The sequence below is a fragment of the Streptomyces uncialis genome (genome assembly GCF_001905345.1).
Classification (GTDB): Bacteria; Actinomycetota; Actinomycetes; order Streptomycetales; family Streptomycetaceae; genus Streptomyces; species Streptomyces uncialis.
Genome location: NZ_LFBV01000008.1, coordinates 112,454 through 129,373, shown reverse-complemented (window position 1 = coordinate 129,373; position 16,920 = coordinate 112,454). Strand labels below are relative to the sequence as shown.

The 16,920-nt window shown below is 74.5% G+C and carries 8 protein-coding genes; 6 read left to right on the top strand and 2 right to left on the bottom strand.

Annotation, left to right across the window (positions count from 1 at the left end):
• The first annotated feature begins 35 nt into the window (after positions 1-35).
• The gene (locus AB852_RS26990) at positions 36-1,160 is read left to right on the top strand and encodes a GuaB3 family IMP dehydrogenase-related protein (protein WP_073792828.1); all 1,125 of its coding nucleotides are present in this window, start codon (positions 36-38) and stop codon (positions 1,158-1,160) included.
• 315 nt (positions 1,161-1,475) lie between these two features.
• Here AB852_RS26990 and AB852_RS26985 read toward each other — a convergent pair whose 3' ends face one another.
• Positions 1,476-2,738 carry a nucleotide sugar dehydrogenase gene (locus AB852_RS26985; protein WP_073792827.1) on the bottom strand — a complete coding sequence of 421 codons (1,263 nt, stop codon included), beginning with the start codon at positions 2,736-2,738 and terminating at the stop codon, positions 1,476-1,478.
• A gap of 329 nt (positions 2,739-3,067) precedes the next feature.
• Between AB852_RS26985 and AB852_RS26980 the strand changes: the two genes are divergently transcribed.
• On the top strand, positions 3,068-4,780 hold the full coding sequence (locus AB852_RS26980; RefSeq protein WP_073792826.1) for a glycerol-3-phosphate dehydrogenase/oxidase: 1,713 nt from the start codon (positions 3,068-3,070) through the stop codon (positions 4,778-4,780).
• 56 nt (positions 4,781-4,836) lie between these two features.
• On the opposite strand, the gene AB852_RS26975 is transcribed toward AB852_RS26980, so the two are convergent.
• Positions 4,837-5,763: a serine hydrolase domain-containing protein gene (locus AB852_RS26975; RefSeq protein ID WP_245876941.1), complete on the bottom strand. Its 927-nt coding sequence runs from the start codon at positions 5,761-5,763 to the stop codon at positions 4,837-4,839.
• A 1,407-nt stretch (positions 5,764-7,170) separates the two neighbouring features.
• Between AB852_RS26975 and AB852_RS26970 the strand changes: the two genes are divergently transcribed.
• From AB852_RS26970 to AB852_RS26955, 4 genes are all read left to right on the top strand, one after another.
• Positions 7,171-9,225 carry a serine/threonine-protein kinase gene (locus AB852_RS26970; protein ID WP_107499375.1) on the top strand — a complete coding sequence of 685 codons (2,055 nt, stop codon included), beginning with the start codon at positions 7,171-7,173 and terminating at the stop codon, positions 9,223-9,225.
• A 302-nt stretch (positions 9,226-9,527) separates the two neighbouring features.
• Positions 9,528-12,368, top strand: coding sequence for a protein kinase domain-containing protein (locus AB852_RS26965; RefSeq protein ID WP_073792825.1), 2,841 nt, complete (start codon positions 9,528-9,530; stop codon positions 12,366-12,368).
• Between the two features lie 269 nt (positions 12,369-12,637).
• Positions 12,638-14,500, top strand: coding sequence for a serine/threonine-protein kinase (locus tag AB852_RS26960; protein ID WP_073792824.1), 1,863 nt, complete (start codon positions 12,638-12,640; stop codon positions 14,498-14,500).
• Between the two features lie 40 nt (positions 14,501-14,540).
• Entirely contained in the window at positions 14,541-16,445 is a 1,905-nt protein-coding gene (locus AB852_RS26955; RefSeq protein ID WP_073792823.1) for a serine/threonine-protein kinase, read from the top strand.
• Positions 16,446-16,920 lie beyond the last annotated feature (475 nt).

The following is a 16,920-nucleotide window of genomic DNA, read 5'->3' as shown; positions in this document are numbered from 1 at the left end:
GGCGCTGAAACGCAGCAGAGGGAAAGGCCACACACGTGACTGAGATCGAGATCGGACGCGGCAAGCGCGGCCGCCGGGCGTACGCCTTCGACGACATCGCCGTCGTCCCGAGCCGTCGCACCCGCGACCCGAAGGAGGTCTCGATCGCCTGGCAGATCGACGCCTACCGCTTCGAGCTGCCGTTCCTGGCCGCCCCCATGGACTCGGTCGTCTCCCCGCAGACCGCCATCCGTATCGGGGAGCTGGGCGGCCTCGGCGTGCTCAACCTCGAAGGGCTCTGGACGCGGTACGAGGACCCGCAGCCGCTGCTCGACGAGATCGCGGAGCTGGAGACGGACACCGCGACGCGGCGCCTCCAGGAGATCTACGAGGAGCCGATCAAGGAAGAGCTGATCGGCCTCCGTATCAAGGAGGTGCGCGACGCCGGTGTGGTCACCGCCGCCGCCCTCTCACCGCAGCGGACCGCCGAGTTCTCCAAGGCCGTGGTGGACGCCGGTGTCGACATCTTCGTCATCCGGGGCACGACGGTCTCCGCCGAGCATGTGTCGGGTGCCGCCGAACCGCTGAACCTGAAGCAGTTCATCTACGAGCTGGACGTGCCGGTGATCGTCGGCGGCTGCGCCACGTACACCGCCGCGCTGCATCTGATGCGGACCGGGGCGGCGGGTGTGCTCGTCGGCTTCGGCGGGGGCGCCGCGCACACCACGCGCAATGTGCTGGGCATCCAGGTGCCGATGGCGACCGCGGTCGCGGACGTGGCCGCGGCCCGCCGTGACTACATGGACGAGTCCGGCGGCCGGTACGCGCACGTCATCGCGGACGGCGGGGTGGGCTGGTCCGGCGACCTGCCGAAGGCCATCGCCTGCGGTGCGGACGCCGTGATGATGGGTTCGCCGCTGGCCCGTGCGACGGACGCGCCCGGCCGTGGCCTGCACTGGGGCATGGAGGCGGTCCACGAGGACGTGCCGCGCGGCAAGCGGGTCGACCTCGGGGTCGTCGGGACCACGGAGGAGATCCTCACCGGGCCCTCGCACATCCCCGACGGTTCGATGAACTTCTTCGGCGCGCTGCGGCGGGCCATGGCCACCACCGGGTACAGCGAGCTCAAGGAGTTCCAGCGGGTGGAGGTCACGGTGGCGGACGCTCAGCACAAGCGGTGACGGTGCCCTGGAGCTAGGGCGGTTCGGGGGTGCTTCGGTCGGGGTCGGCCGGGGCGCCCCCGTTTTTTGTGGTCCCGGACCCCGGGTTTCCTGTGCTGGGCGGTCTTGTCCCTGTGCGGGTCGTTCGTGGGTGCGCAGTTCCCCGCGCCCCTGGATGCTGCCCTGGTCGGTTGTTCTTCGGGTACGGGGCCGTCCTCGTGTTTTGCGCAGTTCCCCGCGCCCCTTTGGGGCGCGTTCCTCGCGGTGCCTCTTCGGGTGCGGCCCCGCGCCCCTTTGGGGCGCCCACCTGGGGCTGTTCTTCGGGGGCGGGGGGTGTCAGAGGCGGTGGGCTGAGCCTGTGGGGGTGGTGCCTCTGGTGTCCAGGAGGAGTTGGGCCTTGACCGCGAGGCCCTGGAGGTCGTACGTGCGGTGGTGCTGGAGGAGCAGCGTCAGGTCGGCGTCGGCGGCGGAGTCGTAGAGGGAGTCGGCCCGGGGGACGGGGCGGTCCAGCACGCTCCACGCGGGGACGTACGGGTCGTGGTAGCTGACGGAGGCGCCGAGTTCCATGAGGCGGGTCGCGATCTCCTGCGCGGGGGAGCCCTGCTGGTCGGGCACGTCCGGCTTGTAGGTGACGCCGAGGAGCAGCACCCGGGCGCCCCGCGCGGACTTCCCGTGCTCGTTGAGCAGGGCGGCGGCGCGCTGGATGACGTAGCGGGGCATCTGGCTGTTGACCTGTTGGGCGAGTTCGACCATACGCAGCGGCCGGACCGCGTACTGGGGGCCCGCGAGGTCCTGGGGCACACCGTGGCCGCCGACGCCGGGTCCGGGGCGGAACGCCTGGAAGCCGAACGGTTTGGTCTCGGCGCAGCGGACGACGTCCCACAGGTCGACGCCGAGGTCATGGCACAGGACGGCCATCTCGTTGACGAGGGCGATGTTGACGTGCCGGAAGTTGGTCTCCAGGAGCTGGACCGTCTCGGCTTCCCGGGTGCCGCGCGCGCGGACGACCTTGTCGGTGAGGCGGCCGTAGAACGCGGCGGCGGACTCGGTGCAGGCGGGGGTGAGTCCGCCGATGACCTTGGGGGTGGCGGTGTAGCGGTGGTCGCGGTTGCCGGGGTCGATCCGGCTGGGGGAGTACGCGAGGTGGAAGTCGCGGCCCGCGCGCAGTCCGGAGCCCTCCTCCAGGAGCGGCAGGAGGAAGTCCTCGGTGGTGCCCGGCGGGACGGGTGACTCCAGGATGACGGTGGTGTGCGGGCGCAGCCGGGCGGCGAGGACGCGGGCGGCGTCACCCACCTGGGCGAGATCGGGTGAACCGTCCGCGCCGCGTGGCGCGGGGACGCAGATGACCGCCGTACGGACCCGGCCGAGGCCCTTGGGGTCGGCGGTGGGGGTGAAGCCGGTGGCGAGCATCCGGCGCAGTTCGGCGGTGGACAGGACGCCGGTGTCCAGGGGCGGGGCGGGGTCGCCCCAGGGGGCGGGGGAGCGGTCGGGGGCGGGCCCGGGGTCATGGCCGAGGGTGGCGATTCCGGCGGCCACCGCCGCCTGGGCGAGCGGCAGGCCGAGGTGGCCGAGGCCGATGACGGCGAGGTCTGCGGGCATGACGGCGAGGCGTCCTTCCCTCTAGCCGGAACGGGAGGGTCGCGCAAGCCCTGTGGACAGAATGGGCGAGCGCAATGTCAGACTAGGCGTAAATATGACCGTTATGCGGTATTGGGTGGCGGTGATTCACCGAGTGTTGTCCACAGGTGGACGAGGGGTGGTGGTGGATCTCGGGCCGCCCGGCGAGAATCGGAACGCGGGGGGAGGATGGGCGGGCGGACACGGGAGAGGTGCGGGCGCCGGGACGGGGCAGACGAGCAGGACAGACGCGGCACGACTGGCAGTACGCGACCGGGCGCGAGCGGCCCGGACAAGGACGGGAGGCAGCGGTGAGGACAGCGACACTGGGCCCGGCGGAGCGCGCCGAGGCACTCGCGGGGATGGCCGAGCGTGAGCTGGACATCCTCGTCGTGGGCGCCGGGGTGGTAGGCGCGGGCACCGCGCTGGACTCCGTCACGAGAGGGCTGTCCACCGGGCTGGTGGAGGCGCGTGACTGGGCGTCGGGCACATCGAGCCGTTCCAGCAAGCTGATCCACGGCGGGCTGCGCTATCTGGAGATGCTGGACTTCGCCCTCGTCCGCGAGGCCCTCAAGGAACGCGGACTGCTCCTGGAGCGGCTGGCGCCCCATCTGGTGAAGCCGGTCCCGTTCCTCTACCCCTTGCAGCACAAGGGGTGGGAGCGGTGGTACGCGGGATCGGGCGTCGCCCTGTACGACGCCATGTCGATGGCCAGGGGCCATGGCCGGGGCCTGCCGACGCACCGCCATCTGTCCCGCGGCCACGCCCTGCGGGTCGCCCCCTGTCTGAAGAAGGACGCCCTGACCGGCGCCCTCCAGTACTACGACGCCCAGATGGACGACGCCCGCTATGTCGCCACCCTGGTCCGCACCGCGGCGGCGTACGGGGCGAAGGTCGCCAACCGCGCCCGGGTCACCGGCTTTCTGCGCGAGGGGGAGCGGGTCGTCGGCGCCCGGGTCCAGGACGTCGAGGGCGGCGGCGGTGAGTACGAGATCCGCGCCAAGCAGGTCGTCAACGCCACCGGTGTGTGGACCGACGACACCCAGGCGATGGTCGGTGAGCGCGGCCAGTTCCACGTCCGCGCCTCCAAGGGCATCCACCTCGTCGTCCCCAAGGACCGCATCAACTCCAGCACCGGACTGATCCTCCGTACGGAGAAGAGCGTCCTGTTCGTCATCCCCTGGGGCCGGCACTGGATCGTCGGCACCACCGACACCGACTGGGATCTCGACAAGGCCCACCCCGCCGCCTCCAGCGCCGACATCGACTATCTGCTGGAGCATGTGAACTCGGTCCTCGCGGTCCCCCTCACCCGTGACGACGTCCAGGGCGTCTACGCGGGGCTGCGCCCCCTGCTCGCCGGGGAGTCCGACGCCACCAGCAAGCTGTCCCGTGAACACACGGTCGCCCACCCCGTACCCGGCCTCGTCGTCGTCGCGGGCGGCAAGTACACGACGTACCGGGTGATGGCCAAGGACGCGGTGGACGAGGCGGTCCACGCGCTCGACCAGCGGGTCGCCGAATGCGTCACCGAGGACGTGCCGCTGGTCGGGGCCGAGGGCTACCGCGCCCTGTGGAACGCCCGTGCGCGGACCGCCGCGCGGACGGGTCTCCATGTGGTCCGGGTCGAGCATCTGCTCAACCGCTACGGCTCGCTGAGCGAAGAGGTGCTCGCCCTGATCGCCGACGATCCGGGTCTCGCGGCCCCGCTCCAGGGCGCGGACGACTATCTGCGCGCCGAGGTCGTCTACGCGGCCTCCCACGAGGGCGCCCGCCATCTGGACGACGTCCTCACCCGGCGGACCCGGATCTCCATCGAGACGTTCGACCGGGGCACCCGCTGCGCACGGGAGGCCGCCGAGCTGATGGCACCGGTGCTCGGCTGGGACAAGGAGCGGACCGACCGGGAGGTCCAGCACTACGAGAAGCGGGTGGAGGCGGAGCGCGAGTCCCAGCGGCAGCCCGACGACCTCACGGCCGACGCGGCACGCCTCGGCGCGCCCGACATCGTCCCGCTGGGCTAAGAGCTGTCCCGTAATCCGGGGCGGGGCCGGTGGGGCCGCCGGTCGGCGGGGCGGGTTCAGGAGGGGCCGGGTGGGTCTTCGGGCGGGGTGGGGCGGGTGCCGGGCGGGCAGAACACGGCCGTCAGCAGTGGCAGCTCCCCGCCCGGCCGGGGCGGTGTGTCGGTGTCCGTGCGGTAGGTGACGGCCCGGGTGCCGTCGGCGGCGACCGCGCTGCGGGCCCAGGTGCCGGGAATCCGGCCGGCGTGGCCCCAGACGGTGACCCCGCACGGCAGTTCCGTGGGAAGGACACCCATGCCGTACACACCTCCGGTGGCCCGGGTGTCCAGCATCGTCCGCAGCTGCGGCGGCGCCAGCAGCGCGCCGCTCAGCAGCGCCGTGTGGAAGGCGTTGAGGTCGTCCAGTGTCGACACCAGGTCACCGGACGCGCCCGCCGCCCGGGGGGTGGCCGGGAAGCGGGTGCCCGTCAGCCCCAGCGGGAGGATCAACCGGCGGCGGACCTCCCGCGCGTAGGAGCGGCCGGTCACCCGCTCGACCACCTCGCCGAGGACCACGTAGTTGGTGTTGGAGTAGTGGAACCCGCCTCTCGGGGCGGGCCGCTGTGCCAGCGCGATCGAGAGCGCCCGGGCCACGGACACCCGGCCCGTCCCCCGGGTCCGGGCCGCGAAGTCCCGCAGCCCGGAGGTATGGGTGAGCAGCTGACGGAGGGTGACGGCCCGTCCGTCGTTGCCGTTGCCCCGGATCAGCCCGGGGAGATAGGTGTCCACCGGGGCGTCCAGCGACAGTTCGCGTTCGGCGGCGAGCTGGAGGACGACCGTCGCGACGAAGGTCTTGGTGAGGCTGCCCGCGGGGAAGGGCGCGGCCCGGGTGAGGGCGGGTCCGGTGCGGACGAAGTGGCCGGAGTCACCGGCCGTGGCGAGGGCCGCGACGGTCCGGGCCTTGCCCTCACGGGTCAGGGAGGGGAGGGTGGCTGACAGTGCCGTCACGGTCGGCGCGGTCCACGCCGGAGGCGTGTGCGGCGCGGAACCGGCCGGCACGGGAAACAGCAGGGTCAAGGCCAGCAACAGGGCGAACGGAGCCCGGTACCGTACGGTTGCCGCGCTGAGCCGCCGGAGCGGGGGACGCCGCGACAACGCGGTGCCGGATACGGGCACGACCGTTCCTCCCTTGACCCGGCCATCATCGACGACGGCCGACCCGGGGCGTCGGGCGGTCCCCCGGTGGGGGACAATGAAGGCTCTGTCAGGGCGGGTTGCACGAGGGGACGCATGTCGGACGCGGAGCAGAAGGGCGAGGCCCGGCAGGACCAGAGGGACGCCCGGACCGGGGAGCGGGACGACGAGGAGTCCGGTACGAGGTCGGGCGCCGGTTCCACGGGCGGGGCCGCCCCGGCGGCCCCCCGCAGGCCGGGCGGAGTGATCCTCGGCAAGTCCGGTGCGCGCGGCGGCGATCGGGCCGCCGGGTCCGGAGCGGGGACCGGCGTGCGGGCCGGTCGCTCCGGCGCGGACCAGGACGGTGACGCCGGACGGGACGCCGTGTCGAGCACGAGTGGCGCACCGGGCACGGGCGGTCGACCGGGCACGAGTGGTGGGCCGGCCATGAGTGGTGGGCCGGGCCAGGCGCCCGATCCCCGTGCCCTGCCCCCGGCCGGCCGTGCCGGGAAGTCCGACCGGGGCGGTGCGGCCTCCGGTCTGTCGGGAAGTCAGTCCGACGGGGGATCAGCGGAACCGCCCGCCGCCGCTCCCTCGCCGTCGGCCCCCGTCGCCCCGGCGACGGCGTCACCCTCCGGGGCGGAGCCGTCCGGCCGTCCCGCGGACCGTAAGCCCGCCGAGCCCGCGGACCGTAGGTCTGCCGAGCCCGCGGACCGGGAACCCGTGGGGCCCGCGGCCCGGAAGTCTGCGGACCGCGAAGCCGCCGGGTCTGCCGACCGCGAGCCCGTCGACCGGGAACCCGCGGACCGCAAGCCCGCCGACCGCAAGCCCGTCGACCGGGAACCCACCGACCGTAAGCCCGCCGACCGTAAGCCCGCCGAACCCGTCGACCGCGAATCCCCGGACCGGGAACCCGCCGACCGTGGGCCCGCCGGTGTCCCCGCGCCCCGCGGTACGGAGAAGAACCCGGCCTCGGACCCCGGCAGGGCCAAGGGCACGGAGGGGAACCGGAACCCGGACCCGGACCCGGACCCGGCCAAGGGTGCCGGGAAGTCCTCCCTCGGGGACGGCGGCAAGGACGTCGCGCCCGCGCGGAGCGAACCCGTCAAGCGGGAGGAGCCCGCCCCGAAGTCCGGCCGGACCGCGCCCGCCCCCGCCCGGAACCGCGGCGCCACCCCCGCCGCCCCCGAACGTCTGCTCGCCGGGCGCTACCGGCTCGGTGATGTTCTCGGCCGGGGCGGGATGGGCACCGTATGGCGGGCCCAGGACGAGATCCTGGGCCGGACCGTCGCCGTCAAGGAACTCCGCTTCCCCAACAGCATCGACGAGGAGGAGAAGCGCCGTCTCATCACCCGCACCCTGCGGGAGGCGAAGGCGATCGCGCGTATCCGCAACAACAGCGCGGTGACCGTCTACGACGTGGTGGACGAGGACGACCGGCCGTGGATCGTGATGGAGCTGGTGGAGGGCAAGTCCCTCGCCGAGGCCATCCGCGAGGACGGACTGCTGACACCCCGCCGCGCCGCCGAGGTCGGACTCGCGGTGCTCGACGTGCTGCGCGCCGCCCACAGCGAGGGCATCCTGCACCGCGATGTGAAGCCGTCGAACGTGCTCATCGCCGACGACGGCCGGGTCGTGCTCACGGACTTCGGGATCGCCCAGGTCGAGGGCGACCCGTCCATCACCTCGACGGGCATGCTCGTCGGCGCCCCCTCGTACATCTCGCCGGAGCGGGCCCGTGGCCACCGGCCCGGACCGGCGGCCGACCTGTGGTCGCTCGGCGGACTGCTGTACGCGTCCGTGGAGGGCATCCCCCCGTACGACAAGGGCTCCGCGATCGCGACCCTGACCGCCGTGATGACCGAGCCCCTCGACCCGCCGCAGAACGCGGGTCCGCTGGAGGAGGTCATCTACGGGCTGCTGGCCAAGGACCCCGAGCAGCGGCTCGACGACGCCGGGGCGCGTGCGCTGCTGACCCATGTCGTCAGCGCGCCCGAGGGGACCGTCACCGCGGGCAGCGATCCGACGATGGTCGTCGCCATGCCGGTCGTCCCCCGGTCCGTGGGCGACCGCAAGGGCGAGCGGTGGGGCGAACGCAAGAAGCGGTCCGCCCGCAAGGGCGCGGCGGGCGCGGCCGGTGCCGCGGGCGCGGTCGCGCCCGGAGCGGCCCGCCCGGTGCCGCCGCCGCCCCGCCCGGCGCCCGCCGTCGGGGCGTCCGCGTCCGGCGCACCGGCCACGGACCGGCCCGCGCGGCCGGGCGGCGCCGGATCGGCGCATGACGGCTACGGCCCGCCGACGACCGGTCTCCTCGCCGGATACAACGCCGGGGCTGCCACCGGAGCCCCCGCCGGCCGGTCCGCCGGTACGGGTGCGGCCGGAGGGCCTGGCACCCCCGTACCGTCCGCCTCCGCCTCCGGTCCGGTGGACCGGTCGGCGACGGGGTCCGCCGCGCCCAGGGCGGCGCTGACCGATGTGGTGCCGCGCCGCACCCTGATGGTGATCGCCATGGTCGTGGCGATCGCGGTGATCGCGGGGATCGTCGCGCTGGTGATGCGCGAGGACCCCGGGACCGGGGCCAAGACCAGCGACAAGGTCGCGTCCAGCGGCGCCACCACCGGTGACGACGACAAGGACGGCGGCGAGAAGGACGGCGCCGCGCCCGACGGCCCGACCCCCGGCCCGGACGGCGCCACCAAGGACACCGGCGACGGCAAGGACACCGAGGGCACCGGCACGGGCAGCGACCCGGGCAAGGGCACGACGGCGGACCCGGCGACCACCCCCGGCAAGGACGGCTCCGGCAAGGACCAGGGCAAGGACGACGGCAAGGACAAGGGCAAGAACGACGGCGCGGGCTCCGGGACCGGGGTGGCGTCCACGTACAAGCACGGCCAGGGCTTCTCCGTGGGACTGCCCGAGGGCTGGTCGTTCCGCTCCACGAGCGCCGCCGGAGCGCGGTTCACCGGCCCCGGCGGGCAGCGGCTGCTGATCGGCTGGACGAGCACCCCGAAGAGCGACGCGGCCGCCGACTGGCGCAACCAGGAAGGCTCCATGCGCCGGGCCCAGTACGAGCGGATACGGATAGAGAGCGTCGGCTTCCGCGGCTGGGAGTCGGCGGACTGGGAGTTCACGTATGTCGAGGGCGGCACCAAGTACCGCGTGACCAACCGCGGCTTCGTGGTCGACTCCAGCCAGGGCTACGCCATCATGTACACCGCCAAGGCGGCCGACTGGAGCGGTGACGAACGCCGGGATACCTGGCGGACCTTCACCCGCACCTTCCAGCCACGCTCCTGAAAGGCCGTCCGCCGCACCCGCACGGCGCCCCGTACCGCGCGATGCCTGGTCCGGGCCCCGCCCGGTAAGGGCAGCGGGCATCCCGGACGGCACGGAACGGCCCCGCGGACCACCGGAATCCGCCGTTCCGTACGACCGCCGCCATCGAACGTCGTAGGAGATCCGGCATCCGCGCTGGACGCCTGGCCTCCGGCACGTATCGTGAAGGGTCGCGAACCGTACGCGGCGGCAACGCCGACGCACCACGTACGCCGCCGACCGACCGCAGGAACCACCGGGAACACCCGAACAGGGGGAGCGACGTGGACGACTACGCGGGGCGCGTGCTCGCCGACCGCTACCGCCTGCCGCTCGTGGCGCCCGACGAACACGAAGCGGCGTATCTCCGGGCCTTCGACACCTACAGCGGACAGGAAGTCCTCGTCCGGCAGGTGCCGTTGCCGGAGATCGTCGAGGCCGAGGTGCTCGGCGCGGACGGACTGCCCGAGGGATTCGCCCTCGACGACAGCGCTCGGGCCACCGCCGCCCGCGCCGCCGACCCGGCCGTGCGCCGCGCGATCGAGGCCGCCCAGGCCGCCGCGCAGGTCCCCGACCACCCCCGGCTCGACCAGGTCTTCGACGTGTTCGCCGAGGGCGGCTCGCTGTGGATCGTCAGCGAACTGGTCCCCGCCCGGCCGCTGTCCGCGCTGCTCGCCGAGGAACCGCTGAGCCCGTACCGCGCGGCCGAGGTCGCCGCCGATGTGCTCACCGGGCTGCGCGCCCTGCACGCGCACGGCTGGGTGCACCGCAACATCACCGCGCGCACGGTCATGATCTGCGAGGACGGCCGGGTCATGCTGACCGGACTCGCGGTCGGGGCGGCCGAGGAGGCCCTGTGCGGGTACGACCCCCGCCCGGACGACGGTCCCGGCGCCGGGACCCCGGACACCCCCCGCGGCCATGTCGGTGACGGCGGCGGCTTCGGCGGGGCGCCCGCCGGTGGCCGCGCCACCGTCGCCGGACCCTGGAACGGCGCGACCGGCCCGGAACCCGGCACCGCGTCCGACCCGTACGGCCGCCCGCCGGGCTCCGCCACCGGCGGTACGTCCACCGGCGGTGGACGTACCTGGGCCGAGGCCACCGGAGCCACCCGGCCCCTCCCGGCCGTCGGCGGCACGGACGCCCCCGGCGCCCCGGACGGCCTCGACCTGGGCCCCCGGTTGTCCGACGGGAGCTCCGACGCCCGCGCCGCCCGCGCCGGGGCCATCGCCGCGTACCGTGCCGGAACCCGCGCCGCCGCCCGCGTCGGCGACGAACAGCGCGATGATGAGCAGCGCGGCGACGAACAGCGCGGTGACGAGCAGCGCGGCGACGAGCAGTTCCGCGACGAACTGTTCGGCACGGAACCCGACGGCTGGACCCCGGACCATTCCGGCACCCGGAACCACCCAGGCGCCCCCGACCACTACGGCACCCCGGACCAGTACGGCGAGCCGGACGCCCCCGGCGTCGGGTACCAGCCGCAGCACGGCCGGATCACCGACCCGTACGGCGTCCAGCGCGACCCCGCGCACCAGCCGCAGGGCGACCCCTGGCACGGCGCGCGCCCCCGCGGCACCGGCGCCCCGGAACTGCCGCCCGCCGAACCGCGGTCACCCGCGCCCGACGAGGCCAGGACCAGGCCGCTGCCCGAGTTCCGCACCTCGTTCCGCGACCAGACAGGTCACGGCACCGCCGGGATCACCGGGCCGGGCCGCGTCCCCGTCCAGCCCACCCCCGCCGCCGCACCGGGCACAACCCCCGAGCGGGCCCCCGCACCCCGGGCCCCCGCACCCCGGGCCCCCGCGCCGGAGCCCCGCCAGGACGGCTGGGGCGCCCGCCCCGCCGCACCCCGCCGGGGACCCGCGACCGCCCTCACCGCCGAACGCGCCCGCCAGGCCCGGATGGCCGTCGTCGGCCCGGTCACCGAACGCTGGGCCCCCGAACAGGCCGGGCCCGTCCACGACAACTGGCAGCTCGCCGCGCCCATCGGGCCCGCGACCGATCTGTGGGCCCTCGGCGCGCTGCTCTTCCGCGCCGTACAAGGGCACGCCCCCTACCCCGAGGACAGCACCGCCGAACTCGTCCAGCTGGTGTGCGCGGAACCCCCGGCCTTCGCCGAGGAGTGCGGCCCGCTGCGGCCCGTCGTCGAGTCGCTGCTGCGCCAGGACCCCACCGAGCGGCCCGACTTCGAGGAGCTGCGCGGCTGGCTGCGCTCCCTGGTCCGCTCCGCGCCCGAACCCGACGCGGGCACCTTCGTCATCGCCGCGCCCCCGCCGGACCCCCGGCGGCTCCCGGTGGTCCGCCGCCGCGGCGAACTGCTGCGCAGGCGGCGCAAGCGGCCCGCGTCCGCGTCCTCCCACCGCCGCCGCAAGCCCGCCCCCGCGAAGCCGAGGAACCTCGGCCGTACGCTGTTGGTGGTGGTCATGCTCGGACTCGCCGGAGCGGTCGCCTACGCCATGGTGTTCATGCCGCAGTCGGGCACCGGTACCAATACCGCCGACAAGCAGCGCACCAGCTCCGTCGGCGGCGACGGCGGTGACGCGCCCCGCGCCACCCCCGGCACGGACGGCCGGCCCGTGAACTCCCCGTCGCCCGACGGCAAGGAAACCGGCACCCCGGACGCCACCAGGAAGCCCGCCGAGAGCCCCGGCGCGGGCGGCCCGGCCGCCCCCGAGGGCTTCACCACCGCCAAGGACGCCGAAGGATTCAGCGTCGCCGTCGCCGACGGCTGGGACCGTCAGCCGAAGAACGCCAGCGGCCAGATCGTCTACTCCGGAGGCAGCTTCCAGCTCCTCGTCGTCCCCGGCCGGGACTCCACCGGCGAGTTCGGCGCCGACCCGCTCATCTACATGCGCGAGAGCCAGCGCGAACTCACCCCGTTCCGCGACTCGACCTGGTCCAGCTCCAGCGGGATGCGCCGGATGGAGGTCGGCGGACAGGTCAGCGGCGAGGGCCAGTTCACCTGGACCGACACCGGCGGCGGCGAACTCTACGTACGCAACTACGCCGCGATCATCGACGGGCGTTACCACATCGTCCAGTTGCGCGGACCCGAGGCCGAACGCGACGAGGTCACCCGGCTGTACGAGCAGGCCAAGGCGTCCTACCGCGCGACCGGCTGACCCCCGCGGGTTCCTCGCGCACCCCACCCTCCCCAGCGGTCCGGCCCGAACGGCAGGGCCAAAAGGGCTGTCCCGTGATCCCCGGCGGGCGCGCGACGACAGCTACGGCACCTCGCCGCGTTGTCGGATCACCCGAATACGCCCAGTACGAGGACGATCCTCCGCCTTGCGATGCACCGCATCCGACGCCGCACGCTGAACCATCGGGGATCACGGGACAGCCCTTAGTCTGGTGGTCTGTCACCAGATCGCGGGGGAACGTGAATCAGATGCAGGGTGCGCTGCTCGCCGGACGGTACCGGCTCCATGAATCGATAGGCCGCGGCGGAATGGGCCGGGTGTGGCGCGCGCACGACGAAGTGCTCCACCGGGACATCGCCGTCAAGGAACTGACGGCCGCCCATTACGCCGACGAGGGCGAACGGGCCGTACTGCTCGCCCGGACCCGCGCCGAGGCCCGCGCCGCCGCCCGCATCACCCACCCGGCCGTCGTCACCGTCCATGACGTCTTCGAGCACGACGAACGCCCCTGGATCGTCATGGAACTCGTCGACGGCGGCTCGCTCGCCGGCGCCGTCGCCGAACGGGGCCGCATCGCCCCCGAGGAGGCCGCCCGCACCGGACTGTGGGTCGCCCGCGCGCTGCGCGCCGCGCACACGGCGGGTGTGCTGCACCGCGATGTGAAGCCCGCGAACGTGCTGCTCGCCAGCGATGGCCGGGTACTACTGTCCGACTTCGGGATCGCCCAGGTCGAGGGGGACTCCGGGATGACCCGGACCGGGGAGATCGTCGGCTCCGTCGACTACCTCTCCCCCGAACGCGTCCGGGGCGCCGACCCCGGCCCCGCCGCCGACCTGTGGGCGCTCGGCGCGACCCTGTACACGGCGGTCGAGGGCGTCTCACCCTTCCGCCGCGGCACCGCGCTCGCCACCTTCCAGGCCGTCGTCGACGAGGAACCCGCCGAACCCGCCCACGCCGGACCGCTCACGGCCGTCATCGCCGCGCTGCTCCGCAAGGACCCCGGGGACCGGCCCTCCGCCGAGGAGACCGAACGGCTGCTCGCCGAGGCCGCGGAGGGCCGCGGCCCCACCGTGAGCGGCGCCCCGGCCGGATACACCCCCACCAGCGCGGTCGCCCCGGAGACGCTCGCCGCGCTGCGCGAACCGACGCCGCCGCCCGCGCCGCCGACCCCGGCCGCCGGATTCCCGTCCGCCGTCACCACCACCAGCCCCACCCCGCCCACCGGCTACGCCCCGCACGGCACCCCGCCCCACGGATACGCCGCCCACGGCACCCCGCCCACCGGCTACGCCCCGCACGGCACCCCGCCGGGCGGCTACCCCTACCCCTACCCGGTCGCGCCCCGGCCCGCGCGCCCCGGGTGGCGGACCGTGACCGCCGTGGCCGTCGCCGTGGTCCTCGCGGGCGGCGGCGGGGCCCTCGCCCTGCGCTACCTCGACTGGAACTCCTCGGGTGACCCGTCCGCCGCGTCGAGCGGCACACCCACCGGCGCCACCTCCCCGTCCGGGCCCCCGCCCACCGCCCCCGCCACGGGCGGCACGCCCGCCCCCAGCGCGGACACCGGGACACCCGCCCCCCTCGCCAGCCCCGAGGACACCCCGAAGCCCCGCGAGTCGCAGGACTCCGCCGCGACCCCCGAGCAGGGCTCCGACGCGGTCCCCGAGGGCTGGAACCGCGCCAAGGACCCCGTGGGGTTCAGCCTCGCCGTCCCGGAGGGCTGGGAACGCGAGGTCAACGGCAGTCAGATCGACTACACCGCCGACGGGGGAGAGCACTTCATCCGGATCGGGTACGACCCCGCGACCGACTACGACACCCCGTACACCCACCTCGTCGACCTGGAGAAGCAGCTCAGCCGGCTCCCCGACTACACCCGCCGCGACCTGACGTCCAACACCTTCCGGGACCGGCCCGGCGCGCGCTGGGAGTTCACCTGGACCTCGGAAGGCAAGAGCACCCTCCCCGGTCCGCGCCGCGCGGTCGAGCAGGCGTACGTGACCCGGGACGGCGCCGAATACGTGATCTACATGTCCGGCCCGGCCGCCGACTGGAGCACCACCAGCGCCCAGTTCGAGACGGTGCTCAGGAGCTGGCGCGAGGAGGGATCGTGAACCCGGCCACCCGCCCGCACAGGTGGGGCATGATGGGCGGATGGGCACCGAGGGGGACAGCACGGGCGTCAGTTCCCGTGTGATCGGGGGACGTTACCGGCTGCGCACCCGGCTGGGCCGCGGCGGTATGGGCATCGTGTGGGGCGCGGACGACGAACTGCTCGGCCGCCCCGTCGCCGTCAAGGAACTCCTCTCCGGGGACACCTCGCCCGGCGCCCCCGACCGCTGGCAGCGCGCCCGGACCCTGCGCGAGGCGCGGGCCGTCGCGGGCCTGCGCCACCCCGCGATCGTCGTCGTCCACGATGTCGTCGAGGACGGCGACGGCGCGTACATCGTCATGGAACTGGTCGAGGGCCGCTCGCTGGCCGACCGGATCGACGGCTCCGGCCCGGTGGACCCGGCGGAGGCGGCCCGGATCGGGGTCGCGCTGCTCGGCGCGCTGTCCGCCGCCCACGAGGCGGGTGTGCTGCACCGGGACATCAAGCCCGACAACGTCCTGCTGGAGGCCCGGACGGGCCGGGTCGTGCTCACGGACTTCGGGGTCGCCCGGGTGCCGGGCGCCCGCACCCTCACCGAGGACGGGCTGTTCGTGGGGTCGCCCGAGTACACCGCGCCCGAGCGGATGTCCGGCTCGTCCGGCGGTCCGGAGGCCGATCTGTGGTCCCTGGGAGTGCTGTTGTGCGCGGCGCTGAGCGGGCGGTCGCTGTTCCGGCGGGAATCCATCAGCGGGACGCTGCACGCGGTGGTGGTCGACGAGATCCGGCCGCCCGCGGAGGCGGGGCCGCTGCTGCCCGTGGTGTCCGGTCTCCTGGAACGCGATCCCGGGCGGCGGCTCGACGCCCAGGAGGCGGAACGCTTACTCCACACATACCTCGCCACGTCACCCCCACCGGGGACAGCGCCCCCGGCTTCGCCCCCGTCCTCTTCCTCTGCGGGGCCCGTCGCTTCCGCGTCGTCGGGCGGCGCGGCAGTACCGGCCGGTTCCACGGCGACCGGTTCCACGGCGACCGGGCCCGTGACGGCCGGTTCCGTCGTCGCCGGGTTGCCGGGCCCGCACGCCCCGCTGGGTGAGGACGTGTCGCTGTCCGGGGCGCGGGCGGCGCGCAAGGCGCCCGTTCCGTCCGGTGGGCCGGGGCAGGGTCCACCGGTCTCCGGCGGCGCCGCACCGAAGGTCGTGGTCACCTCCGTCCGGCCGGTGTGGAGCACCTTCCTGCTGATCATCCTGGCCGCTGTCCTCGCCGGTGCCGGGATGTCCGCCGCGGTGCTGCTGTACGAGCGCGGCCGGGAGCGGGACGACCGGCCCGTGAGCGTGGACCCCGGTGCCCCCGAGGTGTCCGCCCCCGGGAAGCCCTCCACCGCGGTGACGGCCCCCACCCGGCCCGCCGCCTCGACATCCGCCCCGGTGGACCCGTCCCCCGGGAGCGGCGGCCCGCCCCCGTACATGCCACCGCCGAGCCCCACGGCGACCGTCACGGTGACTCGTGCGCCCAGCTCCGCGCCGATGGCCGTGCCCTCCGATCCGTCCCCGGTACGGGTGCCCATCGGCTACCGCCGGGTCGACGCGGACGGCGGGCTGTCGCTGGCCGTCCCCCAGACGTACACCCGCAGGAACGCGGGGCACTGGACGTTCTATGTCTCGCCGGACGGGGCGATCCGCGTCGGCGTCCGGGTCGCCGCGGCGGAGCCCGGTGGGCCGGTGGAGTCGCTGCGGCGGGACCATGGCAGGGGCCGCGACCGCAAGGGGGTGGTGACGCCCACCACGCATCGTGGCCATCCGGCCGGGATCTGGGAGTCGGCGTCGAAGAAGGGCGGGGGGCGGTTCGGTGTCGACCTCGCCTGGCAGACCGACGCGCACCTCTTCAACGTGCTGGTGATGGGGCCCGCCGAGCGGGAGGCGGAGGCGCGGACGCAGTTCGACACGGTGCGGGGTTCGACGGCCCAGTGACCTCAGCCGGCCGCCTTCGCTGGCGCTTCCCAGGTCCGTTCGGCTGAACGCACTTGTCCCTGCGCCGTCGCTCGGTGGGTGCGCAGTTCCCCGCGGGTCGCCTTCGCTTGCGCTTCCGAGGTTCGTCCGGCTGAACGCGCTTGTTCCTGTGCCGTCGCTCGTGGGGTGCGCAGTTCCCCGCGCCCCTGAGGTCGCGCCCCTTGCGGTTTCCGTTCGGGTGCGGGTGGTCCTTGGTTGCTCGCGCAGTTCCTCGCGCCCCTGGGGTTCCCCACCTGGACGTACTTGTTCCTGTGCGGGTCGGACGGGGGTGCGCAGTTCCCCGCGCCCCTGGGTCTCCTGTGCTTGGCCCGCGTTTCCCTGTGCGGGTACGCCCGGGGGTGCGCAGTTCCTCGCGCCCCTGGGGTGCTGCCCCGTTGCGGTCGCGCTTCGGGTGCGGGCCGGTTCTCGTTTTTGCGCAGTTCCCCGCGCCCCTTTG